At 45.4% G+C, this 16199-nt stretch carries 13 protein-coding genes and 1 tRNA gene; 6 read left to right on the plus strand and 8 right to left on the minus strand.

Annotated elements, in window-relative coordinates:
- The first annotated feature begins 142 nt into the window (after positions 1-142).
- Positions 143-868: an SDR family oxidoreductase gene (locus HYN59_RS04135; RefSeq protein ID WP_108777060.1), complete on the plus strand. Its 726-nt coding sequence runs from the start codon at positions 143-145 to the stop codon at positions 866-868.
- A gap of 226 nt (positions 869-1094) precedes the next feature.
- On the opposite strand, the gene amaB is transcribed toward HYN59_RS04135, so the two are convergent.
- The 4 genes from amaB to HYN59_RS04155 all read right to left on the minus strand — a co-directional run bounded on the left by amaB (position 1095) and on the right by HYN59_RS04155 (position 6048).
- Complete coding sequence (amaB, locus tag HYN59_RS04140; protein WP_108777061.1) at positions 1095-2642, minus strand: L-piperidine-6-carboxylate dehydrogenase; 1548 nt, start codon at positions 2640-2642, stop codon at positions 1095-1097.
- Between the two features lie 272 nt (positions 2643-2914).
- Complete coding sequence (locus tag HYN59_RS04145; protein WP_108777062.1) at positions 2915-3841, minus strand: magnesium transporter CorA family protein; 927 nt, start codon at positions 3839-3841, stop codon at positions 2915-2917.
- A gap of 250 nt (positions 3842-4091) precedes the next feature.
- Entirely contained in the window at positions 4092-4625 is a 534-nt protein-coding gene (locus HYN59_RS04150; RefSeq protein ID WP_108777063.1) for a 3-hydroxyanthranilate 3,4-dioxygenase, read from the minus strand.
- A gap of 322 nt (positions 4626-4947) precedes the next feature.
- Positions 4948-6048 (minus strand): endonuclease/exonuclease/phosphatase family protein, encoded by a 1101-nt coding sequence (locus HYN59_RS04155; RefSeq protein ID WP_108777064.1) that lies wholly within the window; start codon positions 6046-6048, stop codon positions 4948-4950.
- A 139-nt stretch (positions 6049-6187) separates the two neighbouring features.
- Here HYN59_RS04155 and HYN59_RS04160 point away from each other — a divergent pair, with 139 nt between their 5' ends.
- The 3 genes from HYN59_RS04160 to HYN59_RS04170 are packed head-to-tail and all read left to right on the plus strand — an operon-like array spanning position 6188 to position 11055.
- The gene (locus HYN59_RS04160) at positions 6188-9013 is read left to right on the plus strand and encodes a TonB-dependent receptor (protein ID WP_181369506.1); all 2826 of its coding nucleotides are present in this window, start codon (positions 6188-6190) and stop codon (positions 9011-9013) included.
- An 11-nt stretch (positions 9014-9024) separates the two neighbouring features.
- A complete protein-coding gene (locus HYN59_RS04165) occupies positions 9025-9624 on the plus strand; it encodes a choice-of-anchor J domain-containing protein (protein ID WP_108777066.1) in 600 nt (199 codons plus the stop codon).
- Between the two features lie 12 nt (positions 9625-9636).
- On the plus strand, positions 9637-11055 hold the full coding sequence (locus HYN59_RS04170) for a DUF5689 domain-containing protein (RefSeq protein ID WP_108777067.1): 1419 nt from the start codon (positions 9637-9639) through the stop codon (positions 11053-11055).
- 130 nt (positions 11056-11185) lie between these two features.
- On the opposite strand, the gene HYN59_RS04175 is transcribed toward HYN59_RS04170, so the two are convergent.
- Both HYN59_RS04175 and HYN59_RS04180 read right to left on the minus strand, forming a co-directional pair.
- Positions 11186-11770, minus strand: a complete 585-nt coding sequence (locus tag HYN59_RS04175; RefSeq protein ID WP_108777068.1) for a hypothetical protein — start codon at positions 11768-11770, stop codon at positions 11186-11188.
- Positions 11771-11821: 51 nt separating this feature from the next.
- Positions 11822-11895, minus strand: a tRNA-Ala gene (locus tag HYN59_RS04180).
- A 118-nt stretch (positions 11896-12013) separates the two neighbouring features.
- On the opposite strand from HYN59_RS04180, the gene HYN59_RS04185 reads away from it, so the two are divergent.
- Complete coding sequence (locus HYN59_RS04185; RefSeq protein WP_108777069.1) at positions 12014-12787, plus strand: enoyl-CoA hydratase/isomerase family protein; 774 nt, start codon at positions 12014-12016, stop codon at positions 12785-12787.
- Positions 12788-12866: 79 nt separating this feature from the next.
- Here the strand turns inward: HYN59_RS04185 and HYN59_RS04190 are convergent, their stop codons facing one another.
- Positions 12867-13493, minus strand: coding sequence for a 2OG-Fe(II) oxygenase (locus HYN59_RS04190; RefSeq protein ID WP_108777070.1), 627 nt, complete (start codon positions 13491-13493; stop codon positions 12867-12869).
- Between the two features lie 100 nt (positions 13494-13593).
- Between HYN59_RS04190 and HYN59_RS04195 the strand changes: the two genes are divergently transcribed.
- Positions 13594-14046 carry a 6-pyruvoyl trahydropterin synthase family protein gene (locus HYN59_RS04195; RefSeq protein ID WP_108777071.1) on the plus strand — a complete coding sequence of 151 codons (453 nt, stop codon included), beginning with the start codon at positions 13594-13596 and terminating at the stop codon, positions 14044-14046.
- A 281-nt stretch (positions 14047-14327) separates the two neighbouring features.
- Here HYN59_RS04195 and HYN59_RS04200 read toward each other — a convergent pair whose 3' ends face one another.
- Positions 14328-16196 (minus strand): OmpA family protein, encoded by a 1869-nt coding sequence (locus HYN59_RS04200; RefSeq protein ID WP_108776882.1) that lies wholly within the window; start codon positions 16194-16196, stop codon positions 14328-14330.
- Positions 16197-16199: the final 3 nt, after the last annotated feature.

Consider the following 16199-nt stretch of genomic DNA (forward strand, 5'->3'; position numbering starts at 1 on the left):
AGGGGAGAGGGGGCAGCTTCACTCAGGCGGGCCCACTCCTATGGAATAACAATTTATGGTAAACGAATGCTTTTTGCCAAATGGCAAAATTTAATCCTTTGGGCTGTTGCAATTTTGTGGTGTAATTAAAAAACAACATAAAATGAAAAAAACAGCATTAATCACCGGGGCTAATAAAAGCATCGGTTTTGAGACGGCAAAGCAATTGCTTCAGCAAGGATATAAAGTATTCATCGGAAGCAGGGATGCCGGGCGCGGTGAAAAAGCCGTAAACGAACTAAAAGCAGCAGGATTTGAGGATGTTGAGGCAATTGCACTGGAAGTAACCGATGCGGTATCCATCAGCCGTGCAGCGGACTTACTTTCTTCAAAGGTTCCACACCTCGATGTTCTTATCAATAATGCAGGCATCCCGGGGACTTATCCACAAGAGGCGGGCAGCGTTTCGCAGGAAAACCTTCGCACCGTATTCGATACGAACTTTTTCGGATTGATAGAAGTGACCCAGGCATTCCTGCCCTTATTAAAACAATCGGATGCCCCGCGTATCGTAAATGTGTCAAGCGACCTTGGTTCGCTGGGCTTTAATACCGATCCCGGATCACGGCATTATGAGGTTAAGCCTGTTGCCTACAATTCTTCTAAAGCTGCGCTTAATATGTATACTGTTATACTTGCTTATGAGCTTAGGGACACCACCTTTAAAGTAAACAGCGTGAATCCCGGCTATACAGCAACTGATTTCAATAACCACACCGGTTACAAAACAGTAGAAGAGGCTGCGGCTCCTATTGTGAAGTATGCTACCATTGGAGAGGATGGGCCAACGGGTAAATTCTTTAGTGATTATGGTGATACGCCGTGGTAATTTACGATTTGCGATGAAGAGATTTCTCCCTGCGGTCGAAATGGAATAACGAAAATTTTAATTGGAAATGATGTTCCATTTCGAACGCAGCGCAGCGGAGAGAGAAATCTCATATAATAAATATAGTAAAGAAGAGAATTCTCATATCGTCGAAATGGAAGAACGGAAATAAAAAGTCCCGCCTTAAAGCTAAGACGGGACTTTCTATATAAGATCAATTGTTATATTACAAATCGAAACGGATGCCTTGTGCCAATGGCAATTGCGTACCATAGTTGATGGTGTTGGTCTGCCTCCTCATGTAAGCTTTCCATGCATCGGAGCCACTCTCGCGGCCACCGCCTGTTTCTTTTTCACCACCAAATGCACCGCCGATCTCAGCACCCGAAGTACCGATGTTCACGTTGGCAATACCACAGTCTGACCCTGCCTGAGAAAGGAACAATTCCATCTCGCGCATGTTGTTGGTGAATATCGATGAAGATAGCCCTTGCGGCACGCCATTCTGCAGTTCGATAGCCTGCTCGATGGTGCTGTATTTCATGATGTACAGTATCGGTGCGAATGTTTCTTCCTGAACGATGTTGAAGTGGTTTTCAGCCTCGATAATGCACGGCTTCACGTAGCAGCCGCTTTCGTAGCCTTCGCCTTCCATTACGCCGCCTTCCACGATAATCTTGCCACCTTCCTGTTTTGCTTTCTCGATAGCATTCAGGTAGTCCTGCACCGACCCTTTGTCGATAAGCGGGCCTACGTGGTTGTTGCTGTCCAATGGGTTGCCTATTTTCAGCTGGCCGTAAGCATTTTTCAGTACTTCAACTGTTTTGTCGTACACACTTTCGTGGATGATCAACCTGCGTGTAGTAGTACACCTTTGTCCGGCTGTACCTACAGCGCCGAATACCGCACCTACCAATACCATAGAGATATCGGCATGCTCTGATACGATGATCGCATTGTTACCGCCTAACTCAAGGATGGTGTTACCAAAACGCTCAGCCACCGTTTTCGACACGTGGCGGCCTATCCTTGTAGAGCCTGTGAATGATACCAATGGAATACGCTTGTCGTTGTTTATAAGGTCGCCCGACTCGTTACCTACCACAAGGCAGCTAACGCCTTCCGGCACGTTGTTTCTTTCTAATACAGTCTTGATGATGTTCTGACAGGCTACGGCACAAAGAGGAGTCTTCGAGCTTGGCTTCCAGATACAAACGTCGCCGCAAACCCATGCAAGCATCGAGTTCCAGCTCCATACCGCTACCGGGAAATTGAATGCCGAGATGATGCCTACTACACCAAAAGGGTGCCATTGCTCATACATACGGTGCATTGGCCTTTCGCTGTGCATGGTAAGTCCGTAAAGCTGGCGTGAAAGACCCACTGCAAAGTCGCAGATATCGATCATTTCCTGAACCTCGCCAAGGCCTTCCTGAAGGCTCTTGCCCATTTCGTAAGAAACAAGCTGCCCAAGAGCGTCTTTGTGCTTGCGAAGCTCATCGCCCATCTGGCGAACGATCTCCCCACGCTTAGGCGCAGGTACCAGCCTCCATGTTTTGAATGCCTCTTCGGCTTTGGCCATAGCAGCCTGGTAATCGTCGGCAGTAGATGCTTTTACTTTCGCGATAAGCGTGCCGTCTACCGGTGAATAGGATTCTATTATTTTACCGTTTGCAAAGCTGTTGCTCCCGGTTGATGTTCCTTCATTTATTTCTTTTATTCCCAGTGAAGCCAGTGCTTCCTGAATACCAAACTGGTCTGTAAGTGTTGCCATTGTAACTTTTTTGTAGTTTAATGTTATTTTGCACAAAGATATGGTTTTTTTGTGTTTTTGATAAATTGTACAGCATTAAGTGAATGTATTGTAATTATTATGCAATGGTGTGTGGGCTATACCGCAAAGATGCGCGTAGCGACGAGAAGATGCACAAAAGGTTTTTCTGCTTCACAGAATGGGGTTACTATGTGAGACGTAGCAGTGCTACGCCTCTACGCCGTATTTGGCGGCAACCCCGAACCCGCGACCCGAAACCCGGAACTTAATTTTTAAAACAGCTTTTTCCTCTTGAACATGAAAACGCTGATTCCGGATATTATAAGCGAAATAAACAGGATTATCCACAGGCCATAAGGATTATTTTCCAATGCATTAGGAACGTTCATTCCGTACATACTGGCAATGAAGGTAGGAATCATCAGGATTATGGATATCGATGTCAGTTTCTTCATAATGATATTCAGGTTATTGGATATTACCGAAGCATAGGCATCCATCATCCCTGAAAGGATATTGCTGTAGATATTGGCACTATCCTGCGCCTGCTTGAGTTCAATATCAACATCTTCAAGCAAATCCGGGTCGAAAGTGCTGTTGTAGTTTCGCAAATTCCTTATCCTGTAAAAAAGGGTATCGTTTCCCTTTAATGAAGTAATGAAATATACAAGGCACTTTTCTAATTGCAGGAGCGCCTGGAGGTCTTCATTACGAATGGATTGCTCAAGGCTGTTCTCTGCCACCTTGATACGGTGGTTGATCTGCTTCAGGTATTTTTGGTACCATACACTCGCGGAAAGAAGCAGCTTTAGTACCAGGTCAAAATCATTAGTAATTGTCACCTGCTTGCGCTGCGTATAAGTAATAAAATCGGTGACCATGTGGTTTTTCACAAAGCAGAGCGAGATAAATTTCCCATGGCCGAACACAAGGCCGAGCGGTGCGGTGCTGTACGGCAGCTTTTCGTCGTTGGTGTGATAGGGAATACGAAGAATTATAAGCGTCCAACCGTCCTCAGTTTCGATGCGGGGGCGCTCGTCCATATCTTCAATATCGTTATAGAAAGCCTGCGGTATCTGGAGTTCTTCAAGCAGGTAGGCGGTTTCAGAAAGTGTAGGCTCTATAGCGTTTATCCAAATGCTTTTTGAGGCATTTTCAGCAACTTCAAGCCCGTTGCCGTTTTTGTAGAATGTGATCATTAGAATGCAGTTCTTTTGGATAAAGAACTGCGCGGCAATTCCTTATCCGGTGATTAAATGTTCTTTACTATCGGGATGCGAATCGTCCATAAATGAATTTTTTTGCGGTGCAAAGTTAGGAATTAAAACTGTAATTGTAATGTGTTTATGTGGAATAAGAAGTTTAGAATAAGCATCATGATGCGTGAGACATAGCAGTGCTACGCCCGTACATCGTTGCGAATGGCAACCCCGAACCCTAAGCCCCGAACTAAACCGTATATCGCGGGTCGGCTTCCATCACATACCCGCATTTATCGCAGGTACGCAATTCTTCAGAATTATAAAAGTGGTTAAAGTGCGGCAGGAAATCTTTTTCGATATCCTTAAGCTCAAAATATACTTCATATAGCTTATGGTTGCAGTTTTCACAGAACCATAAAAGGCCATCGGTAAAGCCCCTGCCTGCGCGGACACGTTCGATAACCAGTCCGATAGAGCCTTCGCTGCGTACGGGGGAGTGCGGCACCTTTCCGGGATGCAGGTACATATCGCCGGCATTCAGTTCCATTTCCTTGCGCTCTCCTTCGTGCTGTACGATTACCTTAATACTGCCTTCGAGCTGGTAGAATAATTCCTCGGTTTCATTATAATGATAGTCCTTGCGGGCATTTGGCCCTGCTACGACCATGACAATATAGTCATCCGATAGCGGATAGATATTCTTGTTGCCTACCGGCGGCTTGAGGAGGTGGCGGTTATCATCTATCCATTTATTAAGGTTGAAGGGTTTTAGCAAAGACATAGCGTAAAGTTTTAGTGGTACTAAGGTACGGAGATAATGATTTAAAAGAATGATAAAAATCATGGAGGACAAAAATCCCTACTATTTGCCACCTCACCCCCAGCCCTGCCTACCGGCAGCAGGCCCTCTCCTAAGGAGAGGAAAGCAGCTTCACTCAGGCTGAACAGTCCTCTCCCCCTACCCCTCTCCCAAGGAGAGGGGAGCGAGACGTGCCGACAGTACGTGTCAGTCTTCTGTATAGTTGCCCACACAATCAGAACAATTAGCGAAGTAAATGAATTCCGGCAACAAAAAAGCCAGCTATTCGCTGGCCTGTTTTGTATTATTTTACTTCCTGTATCAGGTAGACGTACACCGGGAAGTGGTCACTGAAACCGGGTTCCCCGTTCGAGTTTCGCAGCGGGTAGCCTTTGTACTGGCCGGAAGACTGCGTGAGGTAGGTCTTATTATATACCCCTGCTTTCCAGAAACGGAAGGAAGTGTAGTCTTTGCGGATAAGCGGCTCTGTCATGATCATCTGGTCGAAAAGGTCCCAGGCGTCACGGTAACCGATAGTTCCGATACCTTTATGAGCCATCTCTTCCATCGGGTTGAACAATCCGCCCTGCTTTACTTCGTCTTTTTTTCCTTTGGCTCCTAAAACTTTTTTAACGCTGTTGTTGTATGGACCGTCGTTAAGGTCGCCCATCGTGATCACTTTGGCATTCGGGTTGATCTTGTACAGAGAATCGATTATCTTTCTGTTAAGTGCGGCAGCGGCCTCACGGTTCGGGCTGCTCTTCTTTTCGCCTCCCGAGCGCGATGGCCAGTGGTTCACAATGAAGCTCACCTCTTCGCCATCAAGCAAACCTGTTACGAGTAACTGGTCGCGGGTAAAGATCCTTCCGGTATATTCGGCAGTTACCTTTCCATCACCGCTTTCTTTGGTAGCATCATTCTGCTCCACTTCGGCAATGTAACCGTTCCTTATAATAAGCGGTATATTGATATAGCTTGTCGGCTTAAAATGTTTTTTGTTGTAAAAAAGCCCAACATCAATACCCCTTTTATCGGGCGAATCGAAATGGATGATGCCGTAGTCCTTATTTACAAGAGCCGGCTGTTTCAGCAGGTCTTCAAGCACGCCACGGTTCTCTATCTCTGCAATACCTATTATAGTAGGCGATTCCGGGTTTTCTCCCGTGCCTATTTCGGCAAGGACCCTGGAAAGGTTAGCCAGTTTCTTCTTGTATTTTTTGGTGGTCCACTTTTGCCTTCCATCCCTCAGCCACTCTTCATCATTAATGGTAGGGTCGTTTATCGTATCAAACAGGTTCTCAATATTATAAAATGCAATGGTGTGCACTTTAAATTTTTTATCCTGCGCAGACGCGTTGAATACGGCCAACATTCCCAGCACCAACCAAACAAATCTTTTTATCATATGTAACAAATATTAATTTTATGTCAACTTTTATAACAATTGCGATGCCAAAAGTAAATAATATTTCTAAATGATGTACATTTGCGCCCGTTAAGAAATTTTTAACTTAGCAAAAAAGAGAACTAATCTAAATTTATTTATGAAAAAACTAGTAATCAGTCTTTTATTTGTAATGCAGGTTTTCTGTGCCTGGGCGCAGGATACAGCGACAGTACAAGGTAAAGTAGTCGATTCTAAATCGCAGAAGCCTCTGGAAAATGTGGTTGCCACACTGCAAAGCACAACCCAGACGGCCCTAACTAATGCAGAAGGTGTCTTTATTTTTGAAAACGCTCCCGCAGGTAGTGAAGTTATCGTGGTAAGCAGCGCGGGGTATGTTTCGCAAACATTCAGCCTTGAAATCGTTGCAGGACAGCCGCTTGACCTTGGCGTTGTATCGCTTGATGAGGACATTACCTCTGAGCAGCAGCTGAGCTTAATTACCATTACCGATAATGACCTTGGTGATGATAACAGCGGATCGGAAAATACCGCAGGCCTGTTACAGGCATCAAGGGATACTTACCAGCAGGCGGCCGCTTTCAACTGGGGGCAGGCACGTTTCAGGATAAGGGGACTTGATAATGAATACGGTACAACCATGATAAATGGTGTTATTATGAACAAGCTTTATGACGGAAGGCCACAATGGAGCAACTGGGGCGGCCTTAACGATGCTACCCGTAACCAGGAATTTACTATGGGCTCTGCACCATCAGATTATACTTTCGGAAGTATCTTAGGTACACAGGAAATAAACACCAGGGCCTCTATTTTCAGGCCGGGCGCAAGGATATCATTCTCAGGAACAAACACCAACTACAACTGGAGGGCTATGGCCACTTATGCTTCCGGCATGAACGCTAACGGCTGGGCCTATGTGGTTTCGGGCTCAAGAAGGTGGGCTGTGGAAGGTAACTTTGAAGGTACCGATTACAGCGCAAACTCATTATTCATGAGTATCGAAAAGAAAATAAACGATGCCCACAGCATCAACTTTACCGGTATCTATGCGCAGAACAGCAGGGGTAAAAACTCTCCGAACACAAAAGAAGTGAATGATATCGCCGGTGAAAAATACAACTCGTACTGGGGTTGGCAGGATGGTAAAAAAAGGAACTCCCGCGACAAGGATGTTGAAGAGCCGATCCTTATGCTAAGCCACTTTTGGGAAATAAACGAAAAAAACAACCTGAACACTAACGTAGCTTACCAGTTTGGTAAAATAGGAAACAGCAGGCTGGATTACCAGAATGCACCAAATCCTGACCCAACATACTACAGGAACCTGCCAAGCTTCTTTACTTCTACGTATGATGATGCAGGCAACTATGTAGGCGACCAGGAACCTTATGTTACCAATGCTGCCAATGCAAATTTCCTGAACAACAGGCAGATCGACTGGAATGCGCTTTATACTGCTAACAAAAATACTGCTAACGGCCGTAGCGCTTATGTACTATATGAAGACAGGACAGATGACAATACGCTGACTGCCAATTCAATACTTCATTCACAGTTATCGGACAACATTACGCTTAACGCGGGTGCTACGTACAAACATGTAAAATCGCATAACTTCCAGAACCTTCTGGACCTTTTGGGCGGTAAATTCTTTGAGGATTTTGACAATTTCTATACTGGTGATTTCTCACAATCGGATCTTAACCACCCGAACAGGACTGTGGGCGTGGGCGATACCTATGGCTACAACTACAACTTGTTTGCTAATACAATCAATGCATTTACACAGTTTAAATTCTCTTACAAGAAGATAGATTTCTACCTTGGACAGGAATTCTCACGTTCCCAGTACCAAAGGGAAGGGCTTTACAGGAATGGCCTTTATGCCAACAACTCTTATGGAAAAAGCGCGAAGGCTAATTTTGAGAACTACGGCTTTAAAGGCGGCCTGACTTACAAGATTGACGGAAGGAACATGCTTGTATTCAACGGTGTGCGCATGACTAAAGCCCCTACGTTAAGGAACACTTTCCCTAATGCAAGGCTAAATAACAATATTGTTGACGGATTGGGCAGCGAAACCCTGTCAAGTGTTGACGCAAGCTACGTTATCAGGACACCAAAGCTTAAAGCAAGGCTTACAGGTTTCTATACAACAATACAAAATTCTACCGAAACATCATTCTTCTTTGGAGAAGGTATCTTTGACGGGTCAGATTCTGCCGATTCAAATGCATTCGTAGCAGAAACCGTAACAGGTATTGACAAGAGGATGATGGGTGGTGAGCTTGGTATAGAGTACCAGGTTACATCTACCATCAAAGTTATGGGATCTGCCTCTATAGGCCAGTATACCTACACTAACAATCCTCACGTAAGCATCAATAATGATGCCCTTGCTGCACTTAGCACAAACGGCGACGGTACTGAGGTTTCTCTCAACCCGAACACTACTGTAGATTTTGGCCCTGCCTACCTTAAAAACTACAAGCTTCCGGGCACGCCACAACAGGCTTTCTCTATAGGTGCTGAATACCGCGACCCTAAATTCTGGTGGGTAGGCGCTAACGCTAACTACCTTGCAAACAATTATATGGACATTTCTGCGTTGTTAAGGACTTCTAACTTCTTTGACAATCCAGCAGCGCCGGGCACAACTTTTGATGATGCTACAACTGCAAGGGCAAGGCAATTGCTAAAACAGGAGAAATTCGATAGCTTTACACTGATCAACCTTTCGGGAGGTAAGTCATGGAGGATAGGACAAAATACTGTGGGTATCTTTGCAAACGTAAACAACGTATTTGACGTAACTTATAAAACAGGCGGTTTCGAACAGGCACGTAATGCAAACTTCCAGCAGCTGAACCAGGATGTATCAAGCGGTACACCTTCTTTTGGACCTAAATATTTCTACGGTTACGGAAGGACTTATTTCGTTAACCTGTACATCAACTTTTAATTAAAGAAACTATGAAAAATATAAAAATATTACTTTTCGGCACCTTTGCAGCGGTACTTGCTACAGGCTGTGTGAGCGATGACGATTTCCGTACACCACCGCTTAATGAAGTGATCTTTTCGCAAAACTTTAATGAAGCGGTTGACAACACACCTCTTGACATTACAGGATGGACGAACTTCGCCTCGCAGGGTACTACAAAATGGACAGAGCAGGTATTTAGCGGTAACGGTTATGCAGAGTTCAGCAGTTTCAGCTCAGGCAATGCTGTCAATGTAGGCTGGCTTATTACCCCTGCCATCAATATTGATGGTTCTGCCAAAAAACTTACTTTTGTTGCTGCACAACACCATTTGGACTCTCCTGCAAACAAGCTTGAGGTATTGGTATCTACCAATTTTGACGGTACCGATGTTATGGCAGCTACATGGACACCCGTAACCGCTACACTGCCAACGCAGGCTAACGACTGGTATGAGTTCGTACCTTCTGGCCAGGTTGACCTTTCTGCCTTTTCAGGCAATGTTTACATCGCTTTCAGAGTAACCGGATCAGGGACAGATACTACCCTGGACGGCGCTTACCAGATTGACAACGTTAAACTATTTTAATAAAAAGAAACTATGAAATTTTCCAAATACTTATTGATAGGCGCACTTTCGGCAGGTTTTCTTACCGGATGTGCCAATGACGATGATTATGATGCGCCGGTAATGGAATGCATTAACCCGGGACTGACGGTAACAAAATCTGTCTCTGATATTTTAGCCACAGCTACCGCTACACCAACGCAATATACGCAGGATGACATTATCGAAGCTTATGTTACATCAAGTGATGAGCGCGGTGCTTTCTTTAAAATTGTTTCCCTCCAGACACACCCGACGGACGGATCTGCGCCAATCGGTTTCAGTATCAATATTGACGGGGCGGGATTATTTACACAGGGTTTTGTACCGGGTACAAAAGTAATGATCAAGCTTAAAGATCTTTACTATGGTATCGATTTCGGTTCCCTTGAAATTGGTGCTCTATTTGAAGGACAGGTTGGCAGGATTTCTGAGCAAACCTACAAAGACCATATTTTTGTTAACACTTGCGAGAAACTTGAAGAGGCAGACCTGGTAACGCACATGACGGTAGCCCAGGCGCTAAATGATGCTAACATCAACAGGCTTATCGAGCTTGATAATGTAGAGTTCCTCGAGGCTTCTTTCGGATACAAATTATATGACGAAAGCGCACCTACTGCTAATGGTAATAACCCGCAAACCATTGGTGGGGCTACGAACCATCAGCTGATCGACCAGGAAGGCAACAAGATCGTTTTCAGGACAAGCAGCTTTGCTAACTTCTCAGGAATGAAGATCCCTGAAGGTTCAGGAAAAGTAAGGGGTGTACTGACTAAATTCCTGGATACGTACCAGTTTGTAGCACGTTATGACACGGATATCAAATTGGATCAGCCAAGGTTTACACCGGTAGAGAACAGCGCTTCTGCACTGGGCGGTACTGCAATAGCCTATTCCGGATCATTTACCGAGGATTTCGAAAGCTATACGGCAGGCCTTACCACTTTCCCTAAATATGTAAATGACTACACTACCGGCGGAAGGTATTGGCAATTGAAATCATTCTCGAACAATGAATATATCGAGATGTCCTCATTCAACGGTGCGGGCAATCAGGGCGTAACTGCTAAAACGTATTTCTTCGTGCCCGTAAACTTCGATGCTGCCAGCACCTTCTCATTTGATAAGGAAATCCGTTATATGGCAGGCCAGTGCCTTAAAGTTTACCGTGCCGATGCAGGTACTTATATCCCAAGAACAGCTTTCAATGTAGCAAACTTTGTAGATATTACGTCGCAGTTCACCGGGCTTACATACCCTGCGACAGGCCAGTCTCAGAATACTTTCTCAACAGCCGGCACTTACAACATTCCTGCTTCTGTTACAGGAAACGGCTTCATTGTATTTGAATATTCCGGAGGCGGAACAGTTACAACCACTGTACAGATAGATAATATTTCAGCGAACTAATACTGAGATTCAGATAGACAAAACGGGGCGAAATGGCCCCGTTTTTTTATAGATGATTGTTTTCATAACCCGTTTTTGAAAATGTAATACTGTAAAGGCTGTAGTATTATAACCCGCCGGGCTGATTTTGTTAATGCGAATATTTTTTCCTGATCTCTTTAGCGATTTCCTTGTAGCAGCTCATGATAAGGTTGCGCTTAGGTTTTACGCTTAACCCTGTAGCCTCGTGAAGTTTTCCATATACAGATTGGCTGTAAACCATTTCACCCCGGTTCAGGTCATACACTTCTAATGTCACTTTAGCGTATCGTATAAGTTCGATATAATAGGTTTGATAGATTGCCTCAAAATTAACCTGATTTTTCCTTGTGCTTTCACACTTTACATTAATAAAATAATCGGATCCTGTACCCGTCTTTAGATCCAATATTATGGCCCTGTCAGGATTTAAAGGAATTTCTTTAGGCAAAATGATTGATCTTTCATTTACAGAATATTTCAAATTCCCTTTTAAATGTTTTGAAAAATCACTTACAATTTTTGCAGCTATTTCATCTTTCACATCGGGATCGGCCTTTACAGGCCCAAGCAGCCATTTCCCTTGCGAGAAATCCAGTCCTGCCGGCTGTACAAATTTTTCTTTGTTGTAAAATTTCAGGGCGCAGGACGAAAGGGACAATAATACCATGCCAATTAGTACAATCCTAAATTTCATGTAATGTTCTTAAATTAAAAAACCGCAACATTATCTGCTGCGGTTTTGTTGTGGAGAAGATGGGAGTCGAACCCACGACCTCTTGCATGCCATGCAAGCGCTCTAGCCAGCTGAGCTACATCCCCAATAATTGACGGCAAATATACTGCATTTAAATTCCAAAATCCAAATATCAAATTACAAACTTTCAAAAAATCATTACTGCTCCCCTATAATATATTAATTTTGCAAAAAAACAGCACAATGAGCATTACAACAAGGCCACAGGGCTCACTCTACACTTCAATCCAAAACAAGATAGCAACGGTTGAATTCGGCCACCCGGCCAGCAATTCATTCCCATCAGAATTATTACAGCGGCTTACCGACGAACTGAATACCCTGAGCCATAATACTGATGTAAATATTATCGTTCTGAAAAGCGAGGGCGAGAAAGCGTTTTGCGCCGGTGCGTCGTTTGATGAGCTGCTTGAAGTTTCCAATCTTGAAGAGGGTGCCGTATTCTTTTCCGGATTTGCCAATGTGATCAATGCGATGCGCAATTGCTCCAAGCTCATTATAGGCCGTATACAGGGCAAAGCTGTAGGCGGAGGTGTTGGGCTTGTCGCGGCGTGCGATTATGCCTTAGCGACCGTAGAAAGCGCTGTGAAGCTATCTGAATTTACCATTGGCATAGGCCCGTTCGTTATTGCACCTGCTGTAGAACGTAAAATGGGAAAAGCCGCCCTTGCCGAAATGACACTTGCTGCCGACGAATGGAAAAATGCCTATTGGGCTAAAGAGAAAGGATTGTACGCCAAAGTATTTGAAACCATATCCGATCTTGACAGGGAACTCGATATTTTTACTGCAAAGTTTGCCGCCTATAATCCCGAAGCGCTTACCGCAATGAAACATGTGCTTTGGCAGGGCACAGAACACTGGGATACATTGCTTACTGATAATGCAAAAATCTCGGGGAAGCTTGTGCTCTCTGATTTTACAAGGGAGGCCCTGAACAAATTTAAAAATAAATAAAAAAGCGCTCTGTTTTTTAGTTCTGTTGTAGAGGCGTAGCATTGCTACGTCTCCCATAAATAATACAAAACTTATAAATTCACCCGCGGGTTTTTAGCCATCCTGTAATGCTCATCCGTTCCTTTTTTACGGGCTTTACCTCGTGTTCCAGCACCTGGCTTTCAAATACCACCATGCGCCCCTGTACCGGGTAGATGTCGATGGCTTTTTCGCTGCCAGCCTCTTCGGTATAAATGGTCAGCTCACCGCCATATTCGGGTTTCCAGTCCTCGTCGTTCAGGTAACACACTATAGAGAGCTTCCTGCGGCTGTCATTCTGGAACGTATCCAGGTGGCGTTTGTAAAAAGTCCCTTCGGGATATACTGCATAATGAAATTCCTTTTCATTTATTCCCATAAAGCAGGTGCGGTTCAGGTACGCTGTAAAATCGTTTAGTTTTGCGAAAAAGCGGCTTTCGGCGGCATCGGCATTACTCTCGTCCAGCCACAGGATAAAATCGCCGCGTATAGCCCCTATGACCTTTTCATTGGCCTGGTTCCCTATCGCCGATTTCTTAAATCGGTCTGCCTCATATTTTGCCTGCAGGGAGGCACGCAACGCAAGCACTTCTTCTTTCGAAAAGAAATTGTCTGCAATGCAGTATTTCTGCTCCATCAGGCCATCTATGACCTTTTCATACAATGGGTTTAACACCTGTTCATCCATAACGGGAAATTTGTCCAAAGATACCACGAAAAGCCATAGTGCGCAATAAATGGCACCGCACCATATTATTTAGTAAATTTGCAGCCTTAATACAAGTACCATGAGCAGGATAAGGATTACGAAACAGTTCACATTTGAAACGGGCCACGCACTTTATGGCTATGATGGCAAATGCAAAAACGTGCACGGCCACAGCTACAAGCTTTCGGTGACTGTTATAGGCACACCTATCACTGACTCCGGCAATGTAAAATTCGGGATGGTAATCGACTTCGGCGACCTCAAAAAGATCGTGAAAGAAGAGATCGTAGATGTTTTTGATCACGCCACGGTATTCAACCAAAACACCCCGCACATCGAGCTTGCAAACGAGCTGAAAGACCGCGGGCACCATGTAATACTTGTAGACTATCAGCCTACCAGCGAAAACATGGTTATCGACTTTGCCGATAAGATAAAAAAACGCCTTCCCTCCTCCATCGCCCTCCATTCCTTAAAGCTCCAGGAAACCGAAACTTCGTTCGCCGAATGGTACCAGAGCGATAACCAGTAGTTTTTATTTGGGCGTGTCCCCCTTTCCGCGGCCAACGCAGGGCCGCGCTGTCCGCTATATCCCTCCGCAAGCTTCGGGGATGGCGCTTCCATCGCTCACGCAGCTACATAAGTATCTTCACTTCATATTTATCATATACATCGTCAGTGTCTTTACATCCGGGTGAAGCTGCCTCTCTCCCGGGGAGGGAGCCTGCCTGCCGGTAGTATGGGTTGGTAATGAAGCAAAAAAAGCGGTTCCTTCCGGAACCGCTTTTAAGGTATTGATTGGTTTGTTGAGTACTATTTCTTTACGATAATGAACTCTGAACGGCGGTTTTGTGCGTGCTGCTCTTCTGTGCAGTTCGCGCCGCAGTCCACCTTAGGCTGGCTCTCGCCATAGCCTTCGCCAGAGATGCGCGCCTTGGCTATGCCTTTGGAGATCACATACTGTACCGTAGATTTCGCCCTGCGGTTAGACAGCGCCATGTTGTATTTGTCACTGCCGCGGTTATCGGTATGCGATTTTACCATGATTACAAGCTCAGGGTATTTTTTCATTGTCTCTACTAAGTTATCCAGTACAAAAGCGCCTTCTTTGGTGATGTTGCTCTTGTTGAATTCAAAGAAGACATCGTCAAGCACGATCACCGGCTGGTCCGGAACTACAACGATCGGATCAAGGTCAAGGTTTACGTTAGCCTGCGGCCCTTTGCCTGCAGGTACCTTGGCTGTGCCGTTGCTGTATTTTTCCATGCTGCCCTGAAGCCCGTAAGCCCTGTTGCAATCTACAGTGTAGGTTACCATACCTTTGGCATCGGCTGTCCTGGTCTCGATCACGTTGTTCTTCTCGTCAAGTATCGCCACTTTGGCTCCCGGAAGCGCCTGAAGCGTCTTTTTGTCCCTTACCTGTACGATGGCTTCTACCGCGCATAATGGTGTCGCGCTGTAGATCTTGTCAAAGCCGTCACGGTTTGAGGAGAAGAAACCAATATTGTTCTTGGTGTTGAAGGTAAAGGCGAAGTCATCTTTAGGGCCGTTTACAGGGGCTCCTACGTTGATGGCATCGGTGCCTTTGTTAAGGTCGATCATGAACACGTCTAATGATCCGAAGCCTTTGTGGCCATCGGAGGAGAAGTACAGCTTGTTGTCATCGGTGATGAACGGGAAGCTTTCCCTTCCTGTGGTGTTCACTTTTGGCCCAAGGTTTACCGGCTCGCCGTAGCTGTCGCCGTTCACTTCTACTTTCCAGATGTCGTTGCCTCCCATAGTGCCTTCCCTGTCGGAAGAAAAGTACAATGTCTTACCGTCCTTGCTGATGGCAGGGTTGCCTGTCGACCACATTTTATTGTTGAACGGTACCGGCTCGATATCGCCCCATTTGCCGTTTACTTTCTTTGCCCTGAAAAGCCATACCTGGCCAAGCTTCAGGTTGTTCTCCCTGTCCCTTTCGTACTCTTTGCGCTCCTTGAAGCTTTCGCTCGAGAAATACATCGTGTTGCCGTCGGCTGTTACCGAGGCCGGGCCGTCATGGTAGCGGCTGTTCACCTCAGGGAGCAATGCCGGCTCGCTGTAGGTACCGTTGGCATTGTAGGTTGCCGTGTACATATCAAGGAATGGCTCTTCGCTCCATCCGTAGTTCCTGCGTGAGGTATTCCTCGCGCTGGTAAAGTACAGCGTGTTGTCATCCGAAAGCACTGCCCCGAAGGAGCCGTATTTCTTATCGTTGATGTCAAGCACTTTCTCATCGAACAGCTTGGCCTGGTTCCTTAATTTAGGAAGGTAGTTCGGGTCTTTCTTAAATTCTACTGCCCTTGTATCACCAGGGGCCATCGATGCAAATTTCTGCATCTGTGCGTTGGCCTCTTCGTACTTGCCTTCTGCCTTGAGCATCTGGGCATAGCGCCAGTAGATCTCGGCATCGGTGCTGCCTTCTATGGCTTTAGGGTACCATTTTACCGCTTCCTTGCTGTTGAATACATTGTAGTAGCTGTCGGCTATCTGGGCGTATACGTAAGGGTCTTTCTTGTCCAGCTTTTCGTAAGCTTTTGCCGCGTCCACGTACTCATAGCGTGCGTAGAGCTTGTCGGCTGCCTCAAGGTCCTTGTTATCCTGTGCCGTTACTGCCATGGTGGCGAGCATAAAACTAAGTGTAATATATATTTTCTTCATTTT

Origin of the sequence: Flavobacterium album (genome assembly GCF_003096035.1) — a bacterium.
GTDB lineage: Bacteria > Bacteroidota > Bacteroidia > Flavobacteriales > Flavobacteriaceae > Flavobacterium > Flavobacterium album.